The organism is Methylocystis heyeri, from assembly GCF_004802635.2.
GTDB classification, from domain to species: Bacteria; Pseudomonadota; Alphaproteobacteria; order Rhizobiales; family Beijerinckiaceae; genus Methylocystis; species Methylocystis heyeri.
The window spans coordinates 1,199,386-1,223,016 of the sequence record NZ_CP046052.1 but is presented as its reverse complement, the minus strand read 5'-3'; the positions used below and the strand labels follow the sequence as shown (position 1 = coordinate 1,223,016).

The 23,631-nt window shown below is 63.3% G+C and carries 18 protein-coding genes; 16 read left to right on the top strand and 2 right to left on the bottom strand.

The features are described 5' to 3' along the window. The first annotated feature begins 53 nt into the window (after nucleotides 1–53). The 3 genes from H2LOC_RS05465 to H2LOC_RS05455 all read left to right on the top strand — a co-directional run bounded on the left by H2LOC_RS05465 (nucleotide 54) and on the right by H2LOC_RS05455 (nucleotide 4,162). On the top strand, nucleotides 54–629 hold the full coding sequence (locus H2LOC_RS05465; protein WP_136495467.1) for a hypothetical protein: 576 nt from the start codon (nucleotides 54–56) through the stop codon (nucleotides 627–629). Nucleotides 630–668: 39 nt separating this feature from the next. Beyond that, nucleotides 669–2,681: a glycosyltransferase family 2 protein gene (locus H2LOC_RS05460; protein ID WP_136495466.1), complete on the top strand. Its 2,013-nt coding sequence runs from the start codon at nucleotides 669–671 to the stop codon at nucleotides 2,679–2,681. A gap of 185 nt (nucleotides 2,682–2,866) precedes the next feature. Then, nucleotides 2,867–4,162: a KpsE/RkpR family capsule polysaccharide export protein gene (locus H2LOC_RS05455; RefSeq protein ID WP_136495465.1), complete on the top strand. Its 1,296-nt coding sequence runs from the start codon at nucleotides 2,867–2,869 to the stop codon at nucleotides 4,160–4,162. On the opposite strand, the gene H2LOC_RS05450 is transcribed toward H2LOC_RS05455, so the two are convergent. After that, nucleotides 4,150–5,232, bottom strand: a complete 1,083-nt coding sequence (locus H2LOC_RS05450; RefSeq protein WP_136495464.1) for a hypothetical protein — start codon at nucleotides 5,230–5,232, stop codon at nucleotides 4,150–4,152. The two genes, H2LOC_RS05455 and H2LOC_RS05450, sit on opposite strands and share 13 nt — an antisense overlap. A gap of 309 nt (nucleotides 5,233–5,541) precedes the next feature. On the opposite strand from H2LOC_RS05450, the gene H2LOC_RS05445 reads away from it, so the two are divergent. Together H2LOC_RS05445 and H2LOC_RS05440 are read left to right on the top strand one after the other, a co-directional pair. Next, the gene (locus H2LOC_RS05445) at nucleotides 5,542–8,058 is read left to right on the top strand and encodes a rhamnan synthesis F family protein (protein WP_246206998.1); all 2,517 of its coding nucleotides are present in this window, start codon (nucleotides 5,542–5,544) and stop codon (nucleotides 8,056–8,058) included. A 123-nt stretch (nucleotides 8,059–8,181) separates the two neighbouring features. Continuing rightward, entirely contained in the window at nucleotides 8,182–8,937 is a 756-nt protein-coding gene (locus H2LOC_RS05440) for a CDP-alcohol phosphatidyltransferase family protein (RefSeq protein WP_136495463.1), read from the top strand. Nucleotides 8,938–8,973: 36 nt separating this feature from the next. On the opposite strand, the gene H2LOC_RS05435 is transcribed toward H2LOC_RS05440, so the two are convergent. Further along, nucleotides 8,974–10,485, bottom strand: a complete 1,512-nt coding sequence (locus H2LOC_RS05435; RefSeq protein ID WP_136495462.1) for a DUF1254 domain-containing protein — start codon at nucleotides 10,483–10,485, stop codon at nucleotides 8,974–8,976. Nucleotides 10,486–10,792: 307 nt separating this feature from the next. On the opposite strand from H2LOC_RS05435, the gene H2LOC_RS05430 reads away from it, so the two are divergent. From H2LOC_RS05430 to fabZ, 11 genes are all read left to right on the top strand, one after another. Continuing rightward, complete coding sequence (locus H2LOC_RS05430; protein WP_136495461.1) at nucleotides 10,793–11,803, top strand: 30S ribosomal protein S2; 1,011 nt, start codon at nucleotides 10,793–10,795, stop codon at nucleotides 11,801–11,803. Nucleotides 11,804–11,991: 188 nt separating this feature from the next. Beyond that, nucleotides 11,992–12,918, top strand: coding sequence for a translation elongation factor Ts (tsf, locus tag H2LOC_RS05425; RefSeq protein ID WP_136495460.1), 927 nt, complete (start codon nucleotides 11,992–11,994; stop codon nucleotides 12,916–12,918). Nucleotides 12,919–13,040: 122 nt separating this feature from the next. Continuing rightward, a complete protein-coding gene (gene pyrH, locus H2LOC_RS05420) occupies nucleotides 13,041–13,769 on the top strand; it encodes a UMP kinase (protein ID WP_136495459.1) in 729 nt (242 codons plus the stop codon). A 112-nt stretch (nucleotides 13,770–13,881) separates the two neighbouring features. Further along, a complete protein-coding gene (gene frr / locus H2LOC_RS05415) occupies nucleotides 13,882–14,442 on the top strand; it encodes a ribosome recycling factor (RefSeq protein WP_136495458.1) in 561 nt (186 codons plus the stop codon). A 102-nt stretch (nucleotides 14,443–14,544) separates the two neighbouring features. After that, nucleotides 14,545–15,336, top strand: a complete 792-nt coding sequence (locus tag H2LOC_RS05410) for an isoprenyl transferase (RefSeq protein WP_136495457.1) — start codon at nucleotides 14,545–14,547, stop codon at nucleotides 15,334–15,336. Next, nucleotides 15,333–16,235 (top strand): phosphatidate cytidylyltransferase, encoded by a 903-nt coding sequence (locus tag H2LOC_RS05405; RefSeq protein ID WP_136495456.1) that lies wholly within the window; start codon nucleotides 15,333–15,335, stop codon nucleotides 16,233–16,235. The genes H2LOC_RS05410 and H2LOC_RS05405 overlap by 4 nt, the downstream gene beginning before the upstream one ends. Nucleotides 16,236–16,241: 6 nt before the next feature. After that, nucleotides 16,242–17,432: a 1-deoxy-D-xylulose-5-phosphate reductoisomerase gene (gene dxr, locus H2LOC_RS05400; RefSeq protein ID WP_136495455.1), complete on the top strand. Its 1,191-nt coding sequence runs from the start codon at nucleotides 16,242–16,244 to the stop codon at nucleotides 17,430–17,432. A 94-nt stretch (nucleotides 17,433–17,526) separates the two neighbouring features. After that, nucleotides 17,527–18,699, top strand: coding sequence for a M50 family metallopeptidase (locus tag H2LOC_RS05395; RefSeq protein ID WP_246206996.1), 1,173 nt, complete (start codon nucleotides 17,527–17,529; stop codon nucleotides 18,697–18,699). Nucleotides 18,700–19,019: 320 nt separating this feature from the next. Continuing rightward, nucleotides 19,020–21,512, top strand: coding sequence for an outer membrane protein assembly factor BamA (gene bamA / locus H2LOC_RS05390; protein WP_136495454.1), 2,493 nt, complete (start codon nucleotides 19,020–19,022; stop codon nucleotides 21,510–21,512). Between the two features lie 502 nt (nucleotides 21,513–22,014). Continuing rightward, nucleotides 22,015–23,079 carry a UDP-3-O-(3-hydroxymyristoyl)glucosamine N-acyltransferase gene (gene lpxD, locus H2LOC_RS05385; protein WP_425487337.1) on the top strand — a complete coding sequence of 355 codons (1,065 nt, stop codon included), beginning with the start codon at nucleotides 22,015–22,017 and terminating at the stop codon, nucleotides 23,077–23,079. 41 nt (nucleotides 23,080–23,120) lie between these two features. Continuing rightward, on the top strand, nucleotides 23,121–23,582 hold the full coding sequence (gene fabZ, locus H2LOC_RS05380) for a 3-hydroxyacyl-ACP dehydratase FabZ (RefSeq protein ID WP_136495452.1): 462 nt from the start codon (nucleotides 23,121–23,123) through the stop codon (nucleotides 23,580–23,582). The last annotated feature ends 49 nt before the right edge of the window (nucleotides 23,583–23,631 follow it).

Genomic DNA, 23,631 nt, shown 5'->3' with positions numbered 1-23,631 from the left:
TACTCGCTGAAAAATAACCGGCGACGCGAGAGGCTGGGACCGGAGGCAGGCCAATGAAACTAAACGATCTTCTTGTCGTGTGTGTGGTTACGGCCACGATTTCTCTCGGCCTCTACTCGAGGATAACCGACGCCACTGCCCGGGGGTCGCTGGGCTATGATCAGGACCAGTGCGTCCTCAAGATCGGCCCTGATTTCTTCTATTTTTCCGGCTATCAGCCCGGGACCGGGCGAAAAAAATTCTGCGAGGACGCGCCCTCGGTCGGAGACACGACCTTCGTCTTTGACTTCGGGCAGGACGAGCTGCGCGGGATGAAGACGGACTTCCGTATTCTTCGCGAGGGGGAAGAAACCGCGGACGGCGGCGCCGCCGATGGTCCGACGATCGCCTATCTCGCGCCGCAGGTCTATCCCAACGGCACCTTCAGCTTCGCTCATCGTTTCGACAAGGCCGGAAGTTATGTGGGGGTCGTGACGGTGGAGGATTCGAGCGGCCAGCATTGGGAGGCGCGCTTTCCCTTCTCGGTCGGCGGCGCGCCGATGAGGAAGCTGCCCTTCGTATTGCTCGGCCTCGCCGGCGCACTGGCCTTCGGCCTCTTTATCGCCGGCCGAAACGGCAAGAAGGCCTGACGGGCTTTTTTTGGCCCCGGCGGCGCCCATGCAGGAACAATGATCGACAAAAGCAATGACATGATCGGCGTGGAGGCCTGCGACCAGACTGGCTTGGCGCTCATCCCGGAACGCGACGTCGCAATGGGCGAATCCGGGCCCGAAGCGACGTCGGCGGAACCCTGGTTGCGACTGTCTTCGATCGCGGATTTTCAGCCCGGCCGCTGGATCGCCATGCGCTACGCCGCGAGTCTCTACGACGAGCCGGTGCGGCCGATACTGCGCTTCCTGATGCGCGACGGCTCGCGGAAGGACGTTCTCGCGCCCGCGCCTTGCGAGGGCGAAGCGATATGGCTCGGACGCGCGCCGCCGGACCTCGCCGCCCTGTGGATCTGCCCGACCGATCGGATCGGGAGATTCGACTTCCGCATCCTTTCCATAGGCCCGGTTCCGCTGGGGGTTTCGCTGCGCAAGGCGCTGGCGTCGCCGAAACGCATGTTCTTCTCGCTGTCGGCCCGGATGGTGGGCCTGCACGACGAGGCCGATCTCAATCTCCGCTGGGCGCTGGGGCGCGAGGAGGTTTCCGGCTATCCTGCCTGGAGCCGGGAGAGAAACCGCCGGTCCGACGGAGCCGTCGACCGCCCTCGCGCCGACTGGGAAAGCGCCCCGGTCGCGACGATCGTCCTGCATGTCGAGGGCGCGACCCCGGCGGCGGTGGAAGCGAGCCGACGCTCGTTTCTGGAACAAACCTATCCACGCTGGCGGGTCTTGCTCGAGGGCGGAACGGCCGGGTTTGCAGCCTCGCTCGGGGACGGGCGCTTCACCAGAATCGAGGACGGCGCGCCGGAGGTCTCGAACGATCTCCTTTGCAGCCTGCGCGCCGGCGATGAGTTCCCGCCTCACGGGCTCGCCTGTTTCGTCGAGCATTTCGCGAGAAACCCGCAGGAGACCATAGCCTACGCGGATCATTGCGACGCCGGGCCGCAAGGGGCGCCATGTTTCAAGCCGGGCTGGAGTCCGGTTCTGAACGCCGTTTCGCCCTATGTGGGCCGGGCGGCGATGTTCCGGGGCGCGCTGTTGCGAGGCGAGGCCGATTCGCTGGCGCGAACGCCCGAATGTCTGCTCGACGATTTGCTGGCTCGTGCGGAAGTATCCTCCGTGGGTCGCATCGCGCGCATTCTTTTCCGTCTGGGGGCGGCGCCCCAGCCGCGCCGGCCTGCGCGCCCGGCTTCGCCTGAAAGGCGGCCGAAGGCGCGGGTGAGCGCGATCATCCCGACCCGCGACCGCGCGGATCTGCTGCGGCCCTGTCTCGATTCGCTACTGAGTTCGGTCACCGATCCCGATCTCGACGTCATCGTGGTGGACAATGACAGCATAGAGGCGGCGACGCATCGCCTCTTCGTCGAGACCCTGCGCCGCGACCGGCGCGTCCGGATTCTGCCCGCGCCCGGTCCTTTCAATTTCTCCGCCATATGCAATCGCGCGGCGCAGGAGGCGCGCGGCGAGTTTCTTCTGTTCCTCAACAACGACACTACGGCGCTGACGCCGGGATGGCTCGAGTCGATGCTGGAGTTCGCGTCGATGGCGGATGTGGGCGCCGTGGGGGCGAAGCTGTTGTTCCCCGACAACAGAGTCCAGCATGTCGGCGTCGTGCTCGGCATGGGCGGCGTCGCGGGCCATTTCGGCTCGGAGCTGGGCGCAGCCGAAGAGGGCTGGCATGGCATGAATCTTCATCCTCACGAGGCTTCGGCGGTCACGGGAGCCTGTCTGATGGTGGAGCGGCGCAAGTTCGAGGCGGTTTCCGGCTTCGACGCCGAAAATCTCCCCATCGAACTCAACGACATCGATCTGTGCTTGCGACTTTCGCGGCGAGGATGGCGCACGATCTGCGACACGCGGGCGGCGCTGATGCACCATCAGTCCGCGAGTCGGGGCGGAGCCGCTTTCCGTCTGCAGAAAACCTACGCCGCCGAGCGCGGTTATTTCATCGACAAATGGCGGGGAACGATCCGCAATGATCCCTATTTCAATCCCGCGATGTCTTTATACGCACATATCCCGGCGCTGGCGTGATCGCGCGGCTGCAGTCACGGCCGCGTCATCCTTTGGCCCCAGTTTGATCCCAACTCCTGTTCAGATGGACGTTCCTCGTCTATCAAAGCCGCGGTGAACGACGCTGGCGCGCTTGCGCTTGCGGAGCCGCCGCAGGCGCGGGCGCATTTGGGACAGACGGCGCGAGCCGTTAGCTGAACGGGCGAATGACCGGGATAAATCTTTTCAGCCAAAAGATCGGAAAGTGGGCGGCGAGCCTGCGAAGCCTGTTCGCTTCGCCGGACGTTGCGAATCTGTCCAGGAACCTGCCTGCCGTCATACGCTCCCGGCTTCCGGCGGTGGCCGGCGCCGCCGCCCAAACCGGGAGGACGCTAGAGCCCGCCGTCTCGCGCATGGGGTTAGGCGCAAAGACTTTCCTGTTGTTCGTCATACTGCCCACCTTCGTCATGTGGCTTTACGCGCTGCTGTGGGAAACGAGGGGCTATTCCGTCGAGTTGCGCCTCACGGTGCGCGCCGCTCCCGAGCAGAAGGTCGCCGCCATGGGCGATTCCTCGACGATGTCCTCTCTCATCAGCAAGTTTTCGGGCGGCTCGAAAAGCACCACGCAGGACACTTATATCGTCCTGAATTATCTCAAGAGCCGCGCCATGATCGCGGACATCGGCGGTCGCGCCTATTTCGAAAGCATCTATTCCGGCGACGACGTCGATTATTTCTCGCGTCTGCGGCGCGGCGCCAATATCGAAGACCTCCAGAAATATTGGGCCAAGCATATCACCGCGAGCGTCGAGTCGATGTCGGGCATATTGACCGTCCAGGTCGACGCCTACAGCCCCGAGAGCGCATTGCGCCTCTCCAACGACCTGGTGCGGCTCAGCGAGGCGCTCGTCAATCAGATAACCCTGCGGGGCCGCAAGGACGCGTTGAAGCGCGCAGACCAGGAAGTCTCCGTGAGCAGCCAGCGCCTCGCCGACGCGCGCGAGAAGCTGCTGCAGTTCCGCAACGCCAATCTTCTCATCGATCCTACCTCGAAGGCCGCGAGCATAAGCGAGGTCATCGGCAAGCTGACGCTGGAAAAGATCGACCTCGAGGCCGAGCTTTCGACCTTCACGGGGGCGCTTTCTCCCGATTCGCCCAGCGAGCGCATACAGCGGGCGAAGCTCGCCACCATCAACAAGCAGATAGCCGAAGCGAGAGCCAAGCTCACCAGCGAAAAAGCCAGCGACGCGCTTTCCGCGCAGATTGCGGGCTACGAGCGCCTGAAACTCGAAGAGCAATTCGCGCAGACGCTCTATCAAATCGCGCAGACGTCCTATCAGAAAGCACGGCAGGAGCTTGAAAAGCAGGTGCTTTATCTGGTGGTGGTGGTTAAGCCGACCCTGCCGGAAGCGCCCGCCACGCCGAAGGTGTTCGTCTCGACGGTACTGTTGTTTTGCGAACTCGCCGTCCTCTGGGCGATCTGCATGCTGATCGGCGCGGCGTTCAGCGATCAGATGATCTGAGCGCCGTTTGGCGCGGGTCCCTCGGAGCCTCCCTCCACCGCGGCGAGGATCGACTCCTGCGCGGCCTCGTAAAGCGCGATATCATGCTCGAGAAGATCGGCCGCCAGTCCGACGCGCGCGAGAATCTGCGCCAGTGAGCTGACGCTCGAAAAAGTCTCGCTCGCCTCGTCCCGCAGGAATTCCGTCCCCACCGCCTCGTTCAAAAGGCTTCTGAAAAGAGGGTAGGACGTCTCCATTCCTACGACGTCCATCGTGGCGAGATTCTCCAGGGCGCGCGATACATGCGGCCAATCGGGCGCTTCCTCCGGGTTGCAGCCGAAGGTCTTGACCATCGGACTGGCGAGCGCCATGCGCTGGGCGTCGGTGCAGTTGCGGAAAGCGGAGAGCACGGCTCTGTGCTCGTCGATCTTGAGATCGCGGGCGAAATCGACCAGCGGTTCGACGCCGGTCACGAATGTTTTCAGCAAATGGCTCGAATTGGGGCGGGAGAGCAGCTTCAGCACCAGAAGGCGCTCCGCCATCTCCGTGAACGGATCGCGCAGCATCGCCGCGACGAGATATTCCGCGCTGCGCAAATGCTGGCAGACGCGACTGAAATTGGGGCGTCCGGCGAGAAATTGCGATCGCGCGGATTTATTGTTGATCAAAACGTGAATGGTTTCCGGCAGATAATGTTCGGCGGCGGTGTAGCAGAGGGCGAAACGCCGCGACGCCGCATTTATGATGCGTCGCTGCGGCATCACCGAGCAATCGAACAGGAACAGCTTGCGCTCGATGAAGCGGCCGGGGGGAAAGCGCCGGTAGATCGGAATGCGTTCGACGGCGTCGAACAACTCCACGTCGTCTATGTTCTCGAGATCGGGCACGATGAGATTGGTGATTTCAAACCCCACCTCTCCGGTCGGATGAAGTCCCAGATCCCTCACTTCGGGGCGCAGGATATCCGCTTCGAGGGCAAATTCCTCCTGATCCTGAACCTTGACGAGAATCTTTGGAGTCTGCGCGGGATCGTCGGGGGCGACCCAGCCGATGATTCTATGTCCTTCGTCCGCATCGATATGAAAAAACATCGGTTCGTTTCTGTCCCGTCCGGAGCGCGCTTTGCGCCCCGCCTTTCGCCGGGCTTCGCCCGAAAGGCGTCATGAGGAATATCTTTGCGCGCGCGGCAGGCCGAGCCGGACCTTCCGTCGAGAGAGCGCTCCGCCCGCAAGAGTCTGTAGATCCTCGCGAAAAGCGCCCCGGCGGGTTCAAGGGCCGGCGCCGGCTCCATAATTTATCATGAATGGCGCGGAAAACCGCTACAAGAAGCGAGGGCCGATGGTAGAAGTCGTTAAGGCTATGTCGCGGGTCCGTTTTTCACGGGCGACGGCCTGCCGCGAATGGCGGGGCAGAAACGGGTTGGCAATATGGCTTCGGGCAAGACCGAAACGACTTTTCAAGCGGTTCGCAGGCATCTTCGCAATGGATATGTGATCCTTACCGAGCGGGGGATAGTCGCCCTGTACGGCGCCGCGATGCGCGAACTCGCAAAAATAGTCGATTCGCCGGTCGGAGCCTTTCTGGCGCCCAAAGACATCTTCAAGGACGGGCCGGAACTGGTCCGGGCGCAGGGCTTGCGCGTCGCCTTCGGCGCCGTCCTGCGTCAGGTCGCGGCGGAATACGATCCTCCGCTGGGTCGAAGCCGCAATCCGGTGAACGCCGAGGCGCGAGCCTCGGCCATTCGCTATCATTACACCTATGAATTGCTGAAGCCGGACGGGGTTGCGCCCTCCCGGCGGCCCGTCAACGATGTGGACTACGCTCTCGAGATCCCGTTCGCCTATGCGCCCCGGCCCGGATTCAAGGGACCCGTCGCGGCCGTGATTCATGTGTTTTATCCCGAGGTTCTGCCGCTGATCCTCGAGAAGCTGGATAATATCCCCTGCGCGGTGGATTTGTTCCTTTCCAGCGACGCCGAGGAAAAGATCGCCCAAATTTCCGCCGACACGTCGAACTGGTCGAAGGGCAGGGTGGAGATTCGGCGGCTTCCCAACCGCGGCCGCGACATCGGCGCCAAATTCGTCGGCTTTCGCGACGTCTACGACCGCTACGAGATTTTCCTGCACCTTCACACCAAGCGTTCGCCGCATGGCGGCGAGCCGCTGGCGCGCTGGCGCGACTATCTGATCGACAATCTGTTCGGCACGCCCGAGATTGCGGCCTCGAACCTCAGCCTATTCGACGATCCGCAAATTGGGATCGTCTTTCCGCAGCATCTTTTCGAGCTGCGCGGCGTGTTGAACTGGGGCTACGACTACAATCTGGCCCGCAAGCTGATGCGCCGGATCGGCGTATCCATCGACAAGAATCTCGTGCTGGAGTTTCCCTCGGGATCGATGTTCTGGGGACGTAGCGCCGCCATCGGGCCGCTGCTCGAGGCGGGGTTGGAATATTCCGATTTCCCCGAGGAGCGCGGCCAGATCGACGGCACGCTCGCCCATGCGATCGAGCGCTGCGTGCTGATGGCGGCGGAGTCGCGGGGCTACGAGTGGCTGAAGGTGGTCCGGCGCGATCTTTATCCGGTGCAGAAGACCGTTCTTCCGGTGACGGCCCCCGCCGACATCGCCCAGCACAGGCTCAAGGTTTATCAGCCCTGTCTTGCGGGCGTGGACATCGAACTGGCCCCGTTCGCGCGGACGCTGAAGGAAACCCGCCCGATTCCGGTCTATCCCTCCCGCAGCGCGCGGGCGCGGCTCAACCTCATCGTCCCGACGATCAATCCGGAGCAGACCTTCGGCGGCGTCGCGACGGCGCTGCGGCTGTTCCGGCAGATCGGGGACGCTCTTGGCGATGATTTCGACCGCAGGATCATCGTCACCGACGCCGAGATCGAACAGGCCGCTTATCGGAACTTTCCGGGTTTCGTCCCCGCGCCCTTCGCCGCGAGCCTCGACGAAGCGGGTCGCACCATCGTGGACGCCAGCGAGCGCGAGGGCGGTCGGCTGGACTTGCGAAAAGACGATGTCTTCGTCGCAACGGCGTGGTGGACCGCCGAATTCGCGCTGGGGTTCGAGAGCGAACGGCGCAGGTTTTTCGGCGGAAGCCGGCCCTTCGTCTACGTCATTCAGGACGATGAACCGAACTTCTATGGCTGGAGCAGCAAATTCGTGATGGCGGAGGCGACCTACCGCTATCCGGAGGACACCATCGCGATCATCAATTCGGAGGAGCTCTTCGATCTGATGACCGGGAAATATCGTTTCCGCGCCGCTTTCTGCCTGCCTTACCAGACCAACGAAAGGGTGGCCGCGATGCTGCGTCCGACGCCCAAGGAGCGGATCATCCTGGTCTATGGCCGTCCTACGGTCATGCGCAACGCCTTCGAGCTCATCTGCGCGAGCCTGTGCCGTTGGCAGCAGCGCGATCCAATTCGCGCCAGCCGCTGGCGAATCCTTTTTCTGGGCGAGGAGTTCGAGGCGCCGCTGGCCTATCCCGTTCAAAACGCGGACCTCGGCGGCAAGGCGACTCTGGAGGTCTACGCCGATTGGCTCAATCGCGCTTCGGTAGGCGTTTCGCTGATGGTCTCTCCCCATCCGAGCTACCCCCCGCTGGAGATGGCCGAAGCCGGCCTGCTCACAATCGCCAATGATTTTCCGGGGAAGTCGCTGGCGAAGAGGTGCCCCGACATCGTTTCGTTGAATCGGCTCGATATTCAAACTTTGGCGGACGCGATCGAAGACGCCGTCGCGAAGATGGAGCCGCAGATCGGAAAGCCGGGCTCGCTGAGGGCGCTCGATTCGCCACAAAGCAGCCATCATCCCCTCGCAAGTCCTGAGGACATTGCGGCGCTTCTGCGCGCCGGGGCGGAACAGACGGAGCAAAAACCGGACGCCATCACGGCGTCGGCGCTTCGTTAAGAAGTAGTTAGTCCGATTGGTCCAATCTGATCCTGGACGCGGGCGGCTAAATCGCGAGGCTTTCTCTGATCAACCCCGGCGGGCCAGATCCGGCAAGGGTTTCAGGTGAAAAGGAGAAGCGCATTGGCGGATAAGACATTGAACCATAGTCTGCTGGCCCGGCCCGAGCGCATTGTGCTCCAGCGTCTGGTTCGTCTGCTTCCGAGGGCGGCCAAACCGGCGGACCTGACCCTGATCGCGGTGGTCGGCGGGCTGATTGCGGGCGTCTCCTTTGTCCTTTGCAACGTCTCGCCCAAGTTTCTGCCGCTGGCCCTGGCGGGAATCGCGATAAGCTGGTTCGGCGATTCCGCCGACAGCCTGCTTGCGCGCGTACGCAGGCTGCATCAGCGTCCGCAGGGATTTCTGTTCGAGCATTCATGCGATCTGCTCGCCCAGACCGCGATGGTGGTGGGGCTCGGCCTGTCTCCCTATCTGACCCTGACCTCGGCGCTGATGCTGCTGTCGCTCTATCTGCTGTTGAGTTCCTACACTTATCTCCGCATCACTGTGGAAGGCGTGCACCGGCTCTCCTACGCCGGCCTTGGCTCGACCGAGTTCCGCGCCATGCTGGCCCTCTGGCCGACGCTGGCGCAACTCGGCGACTGGCGGGTTCTCCACGCCCGAGTTTTGGGATTGACGGGCGTCGACTGGGCCGTCGCAGCTTTGTCCCTTTGCGCTTTCGTCGCCTTCATTCTGGTGGTGCGCCAGGATTTGCAGCGGATCGACGCCGACGAGAAGCGGGTGCGGGCAGCATATTCCGACGCACCGGCCGCGCCCGCGCCCGAGGAAGCTTCGCCCAAAGGGCTGGAAGCGCATTATCCGAGACGCGCGCAGGCTTGAGCCTGCGCGGCCGAAACTCGGTCCGTTCCACAGGCCCTAGTCGACGCGCTCGACGTCTCCGGGCTTCCAGCTCTTGTCGAACCAGGGCTCCAGCGGACCGTAGAGGCGCAAGAGCACATTCCAGCCTTTGCCCGGCACGGTCTGTATCCAGTTGCGCTCGTGACCTTTGGGCGGCTTGGGTCCGAACCAAACCGTGACCGAGCCGTCGGAGCCAGTCTCCAGATCCTTGGCCAGGCTATCGAGGCCGGCAGTCTTCTGATCCGTTTCCAGGAGAGACCGCGTCTGGTTGCTGTAGACCGTCAGCGCCCAGAACGCCTTGGCCGGAACCGGGGCCGGCAAGGTAATCTTATAGGTCTTGCTTCCGTCCAGATATTGGCCCTTGGCGTCGCGGAACGCGCCGGCGTAGGCCGACCCGGTCCCGGGCCTCGCCTCGGTCATGGCCGGCGTTATTCCGGTGGCGTAGTAGAAGAAGCTGGCTTCCACGTCGAGCATGCGCTCGGCTCCGTCCAGGAACAGATAGCTTCCCCCGACGAATGGATTGATCCATTGGCGATCGGGATAGACCGCGACGCGCTTGTCCCTCGGCGCCCAAAGCAGGGAGCGAGCCGCCGCATTGCCGACCGCAACAGCCTCCGTGAGAATATTCTTCAGCCGGGCGTTCGGCTCGAAGCTCTGCCCCTTCTTGATGCCGATCGCCGCGAACAGCCCGACGGTTTCGGGAGAAACGAAATCGGCGGGCTCGTTTTGCACCACCGCGTCGAGTTCCTTATAGAAATCGAAGTTGTTTGCGCTGATCGTGTTGAACTGTTTGCCCGAGGTGTCGACGAAGGGGGTCTCCGGCGGGTTCTGGGCCGCCGCGAGCGGATAAATCCGCGCGTTCTCCTTTACGCCCTTGACCGCCGCGGCGATGTCGCCGTCCCGAACGAACGCCCGGAAGAAGATGATCGAACGGTTGGTTTTCGGCTTGGCGACGAAGAAACCAAAGGGAGGCAGTTCGCCTTTATATTCCGGGGGAACGAAGAGATATCTGCCTCCGCGGCCCTGGTCGGGCCCCGTGAGGCCGACATCGGTCACCCAGCGGAAATAGGCGTCGTCCACCGGTCCGAGAACGCCCGGCGGGATCTCGACGACGATCGGTCCGTCATTGAGATTGACGCAGGTGAATACATAGACGGTCGTGGTGTTGGGCGTGAGAAACAGCGATCGCGCGTCCATCAGTTCTTCGGTGACGCCGAACACCTTGTTTTCCTTGACTCCGGCTTCGTCGAGGCCCCGGCACGCCGCATAAATGGAAGTTGCGGGAATGCCTTGAAGGAACGCCTCGATTCCGCGGCTGTAATCGAGCTGGTCATAGGCCAGCTCCGCCGTTTTCGCGTCTGGAGCGCCGTCCTTGAATTTCAGCGTTCCGACACGCGTCTTGAAGGTGTCGGGCGTTTCGACAGAAGGCGGGACTTTTGCTGAATATTTTGGGCTTTCAGCGCCTTGCGCGACAGACCAGCTCGCTGCCGCGAGCGTGGCCGCTACAATCAACGACCTTCCGTGCTTCATGAAACTCTCCCTTCCCGGGCTCTCAAATTCAATGCATTACTATTCTCGGAATTTTGCGGCGTTGCAACAGATGACGGGTCGTCGCATAGATTGGGACCGCCGGCGGCGGACGGCAAAGCTTCGCCGGCCTGCGTTCAATTTCGCCGCTGCGCCCCCAGGGCGCCCTTGCTCTTGGGCGAGGTCTGACATATAGAGCCCCCATCCCACAGGCGAGAGTCTAAACGGCGGCTGTTTCAAGGCGTCGTTCCGGTGGCCGGATTTCCGGCCGCAAATTGCTTTCGCCGAGGTCCAACCGGAGAACAAAAAAATGGCGCTTCCTGATTTCACCATGCGCGGACTGCTCGAAGCCGGCGCTCATTTCGGTCACCAGTCGCACCGCTGGAACCCCAAAATGGCGCCCTATATTTTCGGCGCGCGCAACAACATCCACATCGTCGACCTCGCGCAGACCGTTCCCCTGCTGCATCAGGCTCTCAAGGCTATTTCCGACACCGTGGCCAAGGGCGGTCGCGTTCTGCTGGTCGGAACCAAGCGGCAGGCTCAGGAGCAGATCGCCGACGCGGCGAGGCGCAGCGCTCAGTATTACATCAACTCCCGTTGGCTGGGCGGCACGCTGACCAACTGGAAGACGATTTCCGGCTCGATCCAGCGGCTCCGCAAGCTCGACGAAATGCTCGGCGCCGGGGCTTCGGGCGTCACCAAGAAAGAACGTCTCCTGCTCACGCGCGAGCGCGACAAGCTCGAAACGGCGCTCGGCGGCATCAAGGACATGGGCGGCACGCCCGACCTGATCTTCGTCATCGACACCAATAAGGAAGCCCTCGCGATCAAAGAGGCGAACCGCCTCAAGATTCCGGTGGTCGCCATTCTCGACACCAACTGCGATCCGGACGGCGTGACCTATCCGATCCCGGGCAACGACGACGCGGGACGGGCGATCGCCCTTTACTGCGATCTCATCGCCCGCGCCGCCATCGACGGCATCTCGCGCAGCCAGGGCGCCGCGGGGGTGGATTTCGGCGAGGCTGAAGCTCCGCCCGCCGAGGCTGCGCTGGCCGGCGAGGGCGCGGTGGAAGTCCCCGCCGAAGTCTTCGAGTTGCTCGCGGCTCCGCGCGGCGCGCCCGACGACCTCGCCAAGCTGCCGGGCGTCGGCCCGCAGATCGTGAAGAAGCTGAACGACGGCGGCGTGTTCCATTATTGGCAGATCGCCGCTCTGACCGTCGACGAAGCGGCCAAGCTCGATTCCGACCTCAAGCTGGGCGGTCGCATCGGCCGCGACGCCTGGGTCGAGCAGGCGCGTAGCCTCGCTTCTGCCTGAGCAGCGTTTCAAGGGCGCAAGACTGCGTCCTGACCAATGGTGAAAGAGCGCCGGTCCGGCTTGGGCCGGCGCTCTTTTCAAGAAAGTCCGCCGAGGCGGCCGGCTCCGGCTCAGCCGCCTCCGAAAAATGCGCCGCTACGGAGCGATGGTTCGCTCGTCGGGCGTCAAGCAGATAAAGGAATTTGCCCATGGCCACGATTACCGCCGCTCTCGTCAAGGAACTGCGCGAAAGCACCGGCGCCGGCATGATGGATTGCAAAACGGCGCTGGCCGAGTGCAATGGCGAGATGGAAGCCGCCGTCGACTGGCTGCGTAAGAAAGGCCTGTCCAAGGCGGCCAAAAAGGCCGGCCGCGTCGCCGCCGAGGGTCTGGTTGCGGCGCTGATCGGCGACAAGGCCGGCGTCGTCGTCGAAGTCAATTCGGAAACCGACTTCGTCGCCCGCAACGACGACTTCCAGAAGCTCGTGCGCAACATCGCGCAGGTCGCTCTCGCCAGCGGCAAGTCCGACATCGAGGCTCTGGGTTCGGAAAGCTATCCCACCGGCGGCTCGGTCTCCGAGGCCGTGACCACCGCCATCGCCAATATCGGCGAGAACCTCACGCTGCGCCGCGTCGCCGGCCTGTCGGTGAACGACGGCGTCGTCGGCCGCTATGTGCACACCCAGATTTCCGACGGCCTCGGCAAGATCGCCGTGATCGTCGCTCTCGAGTCGACCGGCGACAAGGACGTGCTCGCGGCCCTGGCCCGCCAGCTGGCCATGCATGTGGCCTCCGCCAATCCGCTGGCGATGACGGCCGCCGATCTCGACGCCGCCACGGTCGAGCGCGAGAAGAACCTGCTCGCCGAGAAGAACGCGGGCAAGCCGGCCAACGTGCTGGAGAAGATCATCGAATCGGGCCTGAAGACCTATTACAAGGAAGTTCTTCTGCCCGAGCAGGTCTCCAACCATCCCGACCATGCCGGCAAGACCGTGGCTCAGGCGATCAAGGAAACCGAGGGCAAGGCCGGCGCGCCGATCGCGCTCAAGGGCTTCGTCCGTTACGCTCTGGGCGAGGGGATCGAGAAGGCTACCGGCGATTTCGCCGCCGAGGTCGCCGCCGCCGTCAAGGGCTGATCCGCGATCGCGGCCGCCGATTATAGTCGCTTGGACACGCCCGGCGCCGCTTGCGGTCCGGGCGTGTCGTTTTGTAAGACATGCGAGCAAGTTTAATTGGCGCTCGATCGAAAGAGGACGGGATGACGAACGCAATGCCAGCGAACCGTTGGAAGCGAGTGGTCGTCAAGCTGTCCGGCGAGGCGTTGATGGGCGAGGGCCGGAACGGGCTCGACGCCCCGACCCTCGCGCGCATCGCCGGCGATCTCGCTTCAGCCGCCGCTACAGGCGTCGAAATCGCCGTCGTGGTCGGCGGAGGGAATTTCTTCCGGGGCATCCAGGGAGCCGACAAGGGAATCGAGCGCGCTCGCGCCGATTCGATCGGAATGCTGGCGACCGTCATGAACGGCCTCGCCCTCGAACAGGCGATCGAGGCGCAGGGGCGCCAGGCTCGCGCATTGTCCGCAGTTCCCATGCCCTCGCTCTGCGAATCCTATTCGAGGCGCGCCGCGTTGCATCACCTCGCCAAGGGCAGGGTGGTGATCTGCGCCGGAGGCACCGGCAATCCGTTCTTCACCACGGACACGGGAGCCGCTCTCCGCGCCGCCGAATTATCGGCTGACGCGGTCCTCAAGGCCACCCAGGTCGACGGCGTCTACACCGCCGATCCCAAGCGCGATCCCGCTGCGCGGCGATATGACGTGCTGACGCACGACGAAGCCATAGCCAGGAATCTGGCCGTGATGGACACGGCCGCCTTCGCGCTCGCAAGGGAAAACGGGCTCCCCATCGTCGTCTTCTCCATTCGCGAGGAAAAGGCGATTACCGCGATTTTGATGGGTGCGGGCCGGGCCACTTATGTGGCTCCGTAGCGCCGGCTGACGTAGCGCGGGCCGGTCCCTTCGGAAAAATCATGAATGTCGCCGGCGTATCGATTATTGTTCGCCGGATTCGGAAAACCAGACGCCATAGGTAGACGCCATCATGAGTCAGACGTTCGATCTCGCCGAGCTGAAGCGCCGCATGCAGGGCGCCGTGGCCACACTGAAACATGAATTGGGCGGTCTGCGCACCGGTCGAGCTTCGGCGTCCCTGGTCGAGCCGATACATGTGGACGCCTATGGACAACATACGCCGCTCAATCAGGTCGCGACCATCAGCGTTCCAGAGCCTCGCCTCATCGCGGTCCAGGTGTGGGACAAGGCCCTGGTGGGCGCTGTCGAACGGGCCATCCGCGACTCCAACCTCGGCCTCAACCCCAATGTGGAAGGCCAGACGCTCCGCATCCGCACCCCCGAACTGAACGAACAGCGACGCAAGGAACTGGTCAAGGTGGCGCATAAATATGCGGAGGAGAGCAGGGTGGCGGTGCGGCATGTCCGGAGGGACGGCATCGACATCCTGAAGAAGCTGCTGAAGGATCACGCCATTCCCGAGGACGACGAAAAGCGCCACGCCGTCGAGGTTCAAAAAGCGACCGACGACGTGATTCACGAGATAGACGCCTTGCTTGCGACCAAAGAAAAGGAAATCATGCAGATCTGACGCTCGGTCCCCGCGCGGGATCGATTGCTGTCAAGTCTGCGACGGTTTTCGGCTTGGTCGCGCCAACCTTGCGATAGTGAAATCACGGTTTGGAACACGCAAATGGCGGAAAGCGATTTTCTGGCGTTGAGCGGCTCCGCTAAGGAAGCGGACTCCGGTCCGCGCCCTGTGCCGCGCCACGTAGCTCTCATAATGGATGGCAACGGGCGCTGGGCCGCAAAGCGCGGGCTTCCTCGTTTCGAGGGGCATCGCCGCGGCGTGGAAGCGCTTCGCCGCGCCGTTCGCGCCGCCATCGGGATAGGAATCCAATATCTCACGGTTTATTCTTTTTCCGTCGAGAACTGGTCCAGGCCGCGGGAAGAAGTCCAGGGCCTCATGGGGCTGCTGCATCGATTCATCCGCAACGATCTCGCTGAACTCAACGCCAACAACGTCCGGGTGAGGGTCATCGGGGCCCGCGCCGGCCTCGACGCCGATGTGGCGGCCCTGCTGCGCGAGGCGGAGCAGGTCACGGAAGGCAACTCCGGACTGACCCTGGTCGTCGCCTTCAATTATGGCGCAAGGCAGGAGATCGCCGCCGCGGCCCGCGCCATCGCCGAAGCTGTCGCAGCCGGGCGCCTTTCCCTGAACGACATCGACACGGACGCGATTTCCGCGCATCTGCACACGGCCGACATTCCCGATCCGGACCTCATCATCCGGACATCCGGCGAGCAGCGCCTCTCGAATTTCCTCCTCTGGCAGGCGGCTTACGCCGAATTCGTCTTTCTGCCGATCAACTGGCCGGATTTCGACGAAGGAGCCTTCAAGGCCGCCATCGAGGACTACGCGCACCGTGACCGGCGCTTCGGCCGCGTGGAGCCGGTGGCCTGCAACGCGAAGACCGGTTCATGAACGAGCCGGGACGGGTTGGTGGCGAAGAGCCCATATCGGAGCGACTCGGCGGCCCAGCGCCCTCGCAACCAAAAAAACCGGGCGGCTTCGCCGATCTCGGACCTCGCGTCATTTCGGCGGTAGTGCTGGTCGCGCTCGCCGTGGCGGCGCTGGTCGCCGGCGGCGATTGGTTCGTTCTGTTCTGGATGACCGCCAGCCTGGCGATCAACTGGGAATGGCAGGGGCTCGTCGGGGGCGAGCGTCGATTCGTCAGGGTCGCGCTCGGCGGCGCAGGGCTCGCCGTCGCAGCCGCGATGACTCACGGCGGAGAGGTTCAGCCGGGCCTCGCAGCCCTCGTTCTGGCGGCGGCTGCGTCCGCCGTGGTCGCAGGCCCCGGGCGGCGTCTTTGGGCCGCTGCGGGCGTGATTTACGCGGGATCGCTCCTGGTATCGGTCTGTCTCCTGCGCGATTCGCCTCAGGCCGGCCTGCTCTCGATCGCCTGGCTTTTCGCCGTGGTCTGGGGCACCGACGTCTTCGCTTATTTCGGCGGCCGCCTGATCGGCGGACCCAAGCTCTGGCCGCGCGTTTCCGCCGGAAAGACATGGTCCGGGACGCTCACGGGCGCCTTCAGCGGGGCCTTGCTCGGGCTGGCCGTGGCTCGTCTCGCCGATCCCGCCGGAAGCAGCAGCTTCGCGGTGTTTCTGGTAAGCTTCGTCGCATCTGCGGTATCCCAGGTGGGGGACCTCGCCGAAAGCGCCATCAAGCGCCGTTTCGGCGTTAAGGATTCGAGTCAGTTGATTCCCGGTCATGGCGGCGTCATGGACAGGCTCGACGGTTTTATTTTCGCTTGCGTCTTCGCCGCTCTGCTGGGAGCGGCCCGCGGCCTCGCCTCGACCGCCGCCGGCGTCTTCTTCTGGTAAGGAAAAATGGGTTCACAAGCAAAAACCGCCGCGGCGCCGCGGCGTCTCGTGATTCTCGGGGCCACGGGCTCGATCGGCGCATCGACCATCGACCTGGTGGAGCGCAATCCCGATCGCTTTTCGGTGGTCGCCTTGGCGGCCGGCCGGGATCACGCGGCCCTGGCGCGCCTCGCCCGGTCGCTCAAGCCCGAATTTGTCGCGATCCGCGACGAGGAAGCCTATGGCGCGCTGAAGGAAGCCCTGGCCGGCACCAATATTCAGGTCGGAGCCGGGCCCGAGGCGATCGTCGAGGCGGCGTTGCGCGAGGCCGATCTGGTCGTCAGCGCGATCGTGGGCGCGGCGGGCGTCGAGCCGACCCACGCGGCTCTGGAGGCGGGCCGGGAGGTCGCGCTCGCCAACAAGGAATGCCTGGTCTGCGCCGGCGCGCCTTTCATGCGGACAGCCGAGCGGGCAGGGATCCGCCTGCTGCCCATGGACAGCGAGCATAATGCGATTTTCCAGGCGCTCGGCGGGGCTGATCCCGCGACGATCGAACGGATGACCATCACCGCCTCGGGCGGGCCGTTCCGAACCTGGTCAAAGGAAGCCATAGAGAAAGCGACCGTCGCCGAAGCGCTGAAGCACCCCAACTGGTCGATGGGGCCGAAAATCACGGTCGATTCCGCGACCATGATGAACAAGGGGCTCGAACTCATCGAAGCGCATCACCTCTTCGGGGTTCCCGCGGAAAAGCTCGATGTGGTGGTGCATCCTCAATCCATCGTCCACGGTCTGGTGTCCTTCGCCGACGGCGCCGTCACAGCCGGCATGGGCGCGCCGGATATGCGCGTGCCTATCGCGCATTGCCTGGGGTTCCCCGAGCGCATGGCGGCGCCGACCCCCCGGTTGGATCTCGCCGCAATAGGCACGCTCACCTTTGAAAAACCGGATTTCGAGCGGTTTCCTTCTCTGAGGCTGGCGCTGGACGCTCTCGGCGCCGGCGGCGGCCTTCCCACGGTCCTCAACGCGGCCAATGAAATCGCCGTTCAAGCTTTCCTGGCCGGGAAGATTCCGTTCGGCGGGATAGCGCGCCATGTGTCCGATGCGATCGAGGCGGCGATCGCCGACGGATCGGCGAGGGAGCCGTCCTCGGTGGCGGAGGCGCTCACCATTGACCATATTGTGAGAGAAAGATCGCGGGCCGTCTTGGCCGCGTGAGCCAGCTCATGCATTTTAACGCATCAGTAACCTTTCGAACCCGTTAACGCGGGCTCGGGCTTGTCTGGTGCGTGTTGCAAGGAGTTGGTATCTCATGGATTTACTCATGACTCTTCTGGTCTATATCCTGCCCTTCGTGATCGTGCTGAGCATTATCGTATTCGTCCACGAATACGGGCACTTCATCGTCGGGCGCCTTTGCGGCATCAAGGTCGACGCCTTTTCGCTGGGCTTTGGTCCGGAGATATGCGCTTTCGACGATCGCAAGGGCACAAGATGGCGCATCGCCGCCATTCCACTGGGCGGCTACGTGAAATTCCACGGGGACGCCAACGGCGCCAGCATGAGCGACGCCGAGTCGGTCGCGGCCATGCCGGCTGAAGAGCGGGCGGTGACCTTTTTCGCTCAGCCGGTCTGGAAGCGCGCCGCCACGGTCTTCGCCGGACCCGCGTTCAACTTCATCTTCGCGATCGCAATTTTTGCGGGGGTGTTTCTCGCCTTCGGCCGGCCCGTTCTCGTCAACGGCGAACCCGTGGCGACGCCGCGAATCTCGGCCGTCGATGCGGGACGCGCCGGCGCGCGCGCGGGCTTCCTTCCGGGCGATCTGGTCCAGACCATCGACGGCCAGACCATCGAGAGCTTCTTCCGGCTGCAACAGGTCGTGGCGGCTTCGGCCGGCAAGGAGCTTCGTTTCGTCGTCTTGCGCAATGGGGCGGAGACCAGCCTGACGGCCACGCCCGATCTGGTGGAGGCCGACACCCCCAAGGGCAAGGCGAAGCTCGGCCGCCTGGGCCTGAAGTCCAGCGAGGACTTCCGCGACATGCTGGTTGAGCCCTGCTCGGCGCCGGAAGCCCTGGAGATGGCTCTCGAGAAAACCTGGTCGATCGTGGAGACGACCGGGCGCTTTTTCGCGGGAGTCGTCACCGGCCGGGAAAGCCCCGCCAATCTTTCCGGCCCCATCGGCATAGCCGAGGCCTCGGGCCGGGTAGCCCAGAAGATACCGACCCTCGGTCTGTGGCCGATGATCAATTGGATCGCGCTGCTCTCCGTCTCGGTGGGCCTGCTCAATCTGATGCCGGTGCCGCTGCTCGACGGCGGTCATCTCATGTTCTTCGTCATCGAGGCCCTGCGCGGCCGCGCTCTCAACGATCGGGTTCAGGAATACGCCTTCCGAATCGGACTGGCGACGGTGGGATCGCTGATGTTGTTCGCCACCTACAACGATCTCGCGAGGGGCTTGCGCCGCCTTGTCGGGGGCGGGTCGTAAGGATAGGCTCGGGGTCGCGTCCGTTTTTCCTTCGGGAGCGGGCGCGACCTCCGACCCTGGCGTTTTTTACTATCTATAGCTAACGATTTCGACTTTCATCGAAGCGCTCTTAACCCTGTGTTCTCCATGAATTGTGGCTCCCCCGCCACGCGATCGACAAATTGATGTATGTAGACTTCTTGCGCATTTGCACCGTTCGTTAAACCTTGTAGAAGGGATAAACGGATCCGGCGAAGGGCGCGTGTGCGGCGCGTCGTGCGTGAGTGAACCGCGCCGTGCTTTAATAGGGCGGCGGAAGTTGCGACGAGGACTTAAGTTACATGCTGTCGACCAAGGCCAATTGCAGACGTTTCTCCTCGGTGGTCGCCATCCTTGCCGCAGTGAGCGGGCCTGCTGCCTATGCGGCGACGTCCGAGAACATTGAGGTCGTGGGCGTTTCCCGCGCCGACGCCGACGCGATCCGAGCTTATTTCTCGGGAACCAGCGAGGCCGAGGTTCAGGCCGGCCTCGAGGCTCTGCGCGCCAGCGGGCGCTTCTCCAATGTTTCCGTCAGCCGCAGCGGCGGCCATGTCGTCGTCCGGGTGGCTCAGGGCACTCAGATCAACCGCGTCGCCTTCGAGGGCAACAGCAAGCTCAAGACCGATAATCTCGAGCCCGAGATTCGCACCAAGTCCCACGGGACGTTCAGCCCGCAGATCGCGGATCAGGACGTCGCCCGCATCCAGGAGATCTACAAGCGCGCCGGCCGCGCCGCGGCGAAAGTCTCCTATCGCACGGTTTCTCTCCCCAACGGCCGCATCGACGTGGTCTTCACCATCGAGGAAGGCGACAAGACCGGCGTCAAGGAAATCCGCTTCATCGGCAATGATGTCTATTCCACCAGCCGACTCGTCGGGCTGATGGAAACGACCGAGATGAACTTTCTTTCCTTCATCAAGACCAGTGACGTCTACGATCCCGATCGGGTCGCAGCCGATCTCGAGCTGGTGCGCCGCTTTTATCTCAAGAACGGCTACGCCGACTTCCGCGTGGTCAATTCGGAAGCGATCTTCGACGCGGGGCAGGGCGGCTACATTCTCCAGATCACGGTGTCCGAAGGGCCGCAGTATCGCGTCTCCGGCGTCGACATCGAATCCCACCTTCCCGACATCGATCCGGAAACGCTGCGCCCGCTGCTGCGGGTGGCTCCCGGAGACGTCTACAACGGCGACGCGGTGGAAAAGACCGTGGACGTCCTGACCAGGGAAATCGCCCGCAAGGGTTACGCTTTCACCCAGGCCCGCCCGCGCGGCCAGCGCAATCCCGCCGATCGCACCGTCGCGATCAAATTCGTGCTGGATGAGGGGCCGCGCGTCTACGTCGAGAGAATCAACATTCGCGGCAACAACAAGACCCGCGAATATGTGATCCGGCGCGAGTTCGACATCGGCGAAGGCGACGCCTACAACCGCGTGCTGGTCGAACGCGCCGAACGTCATCTCAACGGTCTCGGCTACTTCAAGAAGGTGAAGATCACCAATGAGCCCGGTTCGTCGCCGGATCGGGTGGTCGTCAACGTCGACGTGGAAGAGCAGCCGACCGGCAGCTTCAACGTCTCGGGCGGCTACTCGACCGTCGAAGGCTTCCTCGGCGAGGTTTCCGTCTCCGACAGCAACTTCATGGGTCGCGGCGAGGCCGTGCGCCTCTCGGTGAACGAGGGCCAGTATTCGCGCGGCGTGAACTTCAGCTTCACCGAGCCCTATTTCCTCGACCAGCGCATGTCTGCGGGCTTCGACCTTTTCGCCAAGAAGAGCGACGCCTGGAACTACAACTATTACAGCACCACTTCCTACGGCGGCACCATACGTTTCGGCGTGCCGATCACGGAAGAGCTGACGTTCCAGCCGCACTATTCGATCTATCAGACCACGATCTCGATCCCGAACGACACGCAGAAGCCCTACAACGACTGTCAGCAGCCGATCCCCTTCTATACGCCGGGGTATGGCTACTGGCTCGCGCCGACGCCGGCCAATCTGAATCCGATCTATAACTGTATGACCAACGGCGAAGCTTCGCTGGCGATCAAGCAGTCGCAAGGGTCGATCACCACCTCGCTCGGCGGATACACTCTCAGCTACAGCAACATCGATAACCCCAGAAACCCGCGCAACGGCCTGTCCGCGACCGTCACCAACGACTTTGCGGGTATCGGCGGCGACGCTCGCTATATGCGTGCGACCGGCGAAGCGCGCTATTTTTACGAGTTGCCGTTCCTGAACGACATCATCGGCATCGGGCGTCTGCAGGGCGGTTTCCTGACCCCCTTCGGCGGCTATGAGCTCCGGGTCTTCGACAACTTCAACCTCGGGCCGAGCCTCGTTCGCGGCTTCGCTCCCGGCGGCATCGGTCCGCGCGACATCTCCAACTGGACCAGCACCGTCGGCAACTCGGTCGGCGGCACCAAATATGTCGGCGGCACGGTCGAGGTGCAGTTCCCGATTTGGGGTCTGCCGAAAGACATCGGATTGCGCGGCGCGCTGTTCAGCGACGCCGGCGCTCTCTGGGACTACCGCGGGCCGACCAACTTCAGCAAATATCTGGTCGGCATACCCAATCTGCCTTGCGTCTATCCCTATACGGCCCCGACTTATGGCCAGGGGAGCTGCCTTCTGCTCTCCGGGCAGGAATTCCGTATCCGGGCGTCGGTCGGCGCGGGCCTGCTGTGGCAATCGCCTCTCGGCCCGATCCGCTTCGACTACGCGATCGCTGTAGCGAAGGGCCCCTACGACATCACGCAGCGCTTCCGCTTCACCGGCGGCACCAGCTTCTAATCGGCGACGCATTTCGCGGCTTGGGCCGCGCCGGAATGGGGAACCACATGAGCCGGGGCGGCAAACGCGCCCCGGCTTTTTTGCGCGCGTCGTAGCGTCGGCGCGCAATGGCGCCTTGTGCGGGCGCGGGATTGCTGTCAGGAAGTAGCGTGATGATGAAGCTTCTCCTGGGGCGCAAAGTCACGAAAATCCGCGGACCGCAGCGATGGGAGCAGCTCCATCTCTTTGATACGGCGCGGGTTCTTTCCGTTCGAGCAAGTGGGTTCGAGCGCGCCGGAGCGTTTTCGAGTCGGGCGGAAACACCCGACGACTCCGAAAATGCGACAAAGCAAGAACTTAGAGCGCCGGTTTTGATTCAATCAAAGCCGAAAGCGCTCTGGAGCGTTTCCAGCCGGAGTGGAGGCCGGTTCGGCGTGGGAAACGCGTCAACACAAAAACTTAGAGTGGATTCATGTTTCCGTGAAACAGGAAGACGCTCTGGATGGACGGCAGGGCGCGCTTCGTGACGGGAACCGATTTTTTCGATGCGAAAGGCGCCATCTCGATCGCCGACATCGCTGCGCTGACCTCGGCGCGCGTCGTCGCCGACGGCCGGGATTGCGGCGACGCCGCAATTGTGGGCGTCGCCTCTGTCGACGAGGCGCATCCGGGCGAACTGACTTTCTACGACAACAGACGCTATGCTGGCGCGTTGGCGCTTTGTCGCGCGACTGCGTGCTTCCTGCGCGAAGCCGACCTGCGCTTTCTTCCCCACAATGTTATCGGACTGGTGACCGAGCGGCCGCAGCAGGCCATGGCTCTTGCTATGGCTGAGCTATATCCGGAGGCCATGGCGCCGGCTTCGCTTTTCGGCGGCGCCGGGGTTTCTCCCAGCGCCCTGGTGCATCCGGAAGCGCGGCTGGAACCCGGGGTGGTTGTCGATCCCGGCGCTTCTATCGGCCCCTTCGCCGAGATCGGCTCGGACACCGTCATCGGCTCGCATGCTGTCATCGGCCCCCATGTAAAAATTGGGCGCGGCTGCCGCATCGGCCCCCATGTGAGCGTCACCCATGCTTTCATCGGCAACCGGGTGATCATTCACGCCGGCGCGCGGCTGGGGCAGGACGGCTTTGGTTTCACGCCTGTTTCGAAGGGCTACCTCAAAACCCCCCAACTCGCCCGGGTGATCGTACAGGACGATGTCGAAATCGGCGCCAATACCACGATCGACCGGGGCGCTTTGCGGGACACCGTCGTGGGGCAGGGGAGCAAAATCGATAATCTCGTTCAGATCGGCCACAACGTAACCGTCGGAAGAGGCTGCGTGATCGCGGCTCAGGCCGGGATTGCGGGCTCTTGCGAAATCGGCGATTTCGTCCAGATTGGCGGCCAGGCCGCGATCGCCGGGCATATCGTGATCGGAGAAGGAGCGGGCGTTGCGGCCAAGGCCGGCGTCATGCGCGACATTCCTGCCTTTTCGCGCTATGGCGGCGCGCCTGCGCGTCCGCTACGCAGGTTTTTGCGCGGGGAGGCCCTATTGACGAGACTCAGCCGCCGCATATCGGATAAGAACGACAAGAAAAATTAAGGCGCGCCTAAAAAACGCACAGGCGCGCCGGGGAGCGAAATATGGACGACACTGCCGGAGCGACGCTCGAAACTCTGGATATCCAACAGATACTCGGCTACCTGCCGCATCGTTATCCGTTCCTGCTGATCGACCGGGTCGTCGGCATTCGGGGCGACGAGTTCGGCGTCGGCATCAAGAACGTGACCATGAACGAGCCCCAGTTCCAGGGACATTTTCCGCATGCGCCGGTCATGCCGGGGGTGCTGATGATCGAGGCCATGGCGCAAACGGCCGGGGTCATTGCGATGCACGCGCAAAAAGCGGCGCAAAGCCCGAAGACAGTCTATTTCGTCACCATCGACAAGGCCAAGTTCCGCAAGCCGGTGGGGCCCGGGGACCGGCTCGAGCTCCACATGACCAAGACTGCGCACAGGCGCAACATATATTGGTATGAAGGACGCGCGCTCGTCGACGGCGCCCTGGTTTGCGAAGCGCAAATCAGCGCCATGCTCGGCGCCTGACGGGCGGCCGGCCGGCGTTGCGGACGTTCGCCTTCGCGTCATAGCCGCT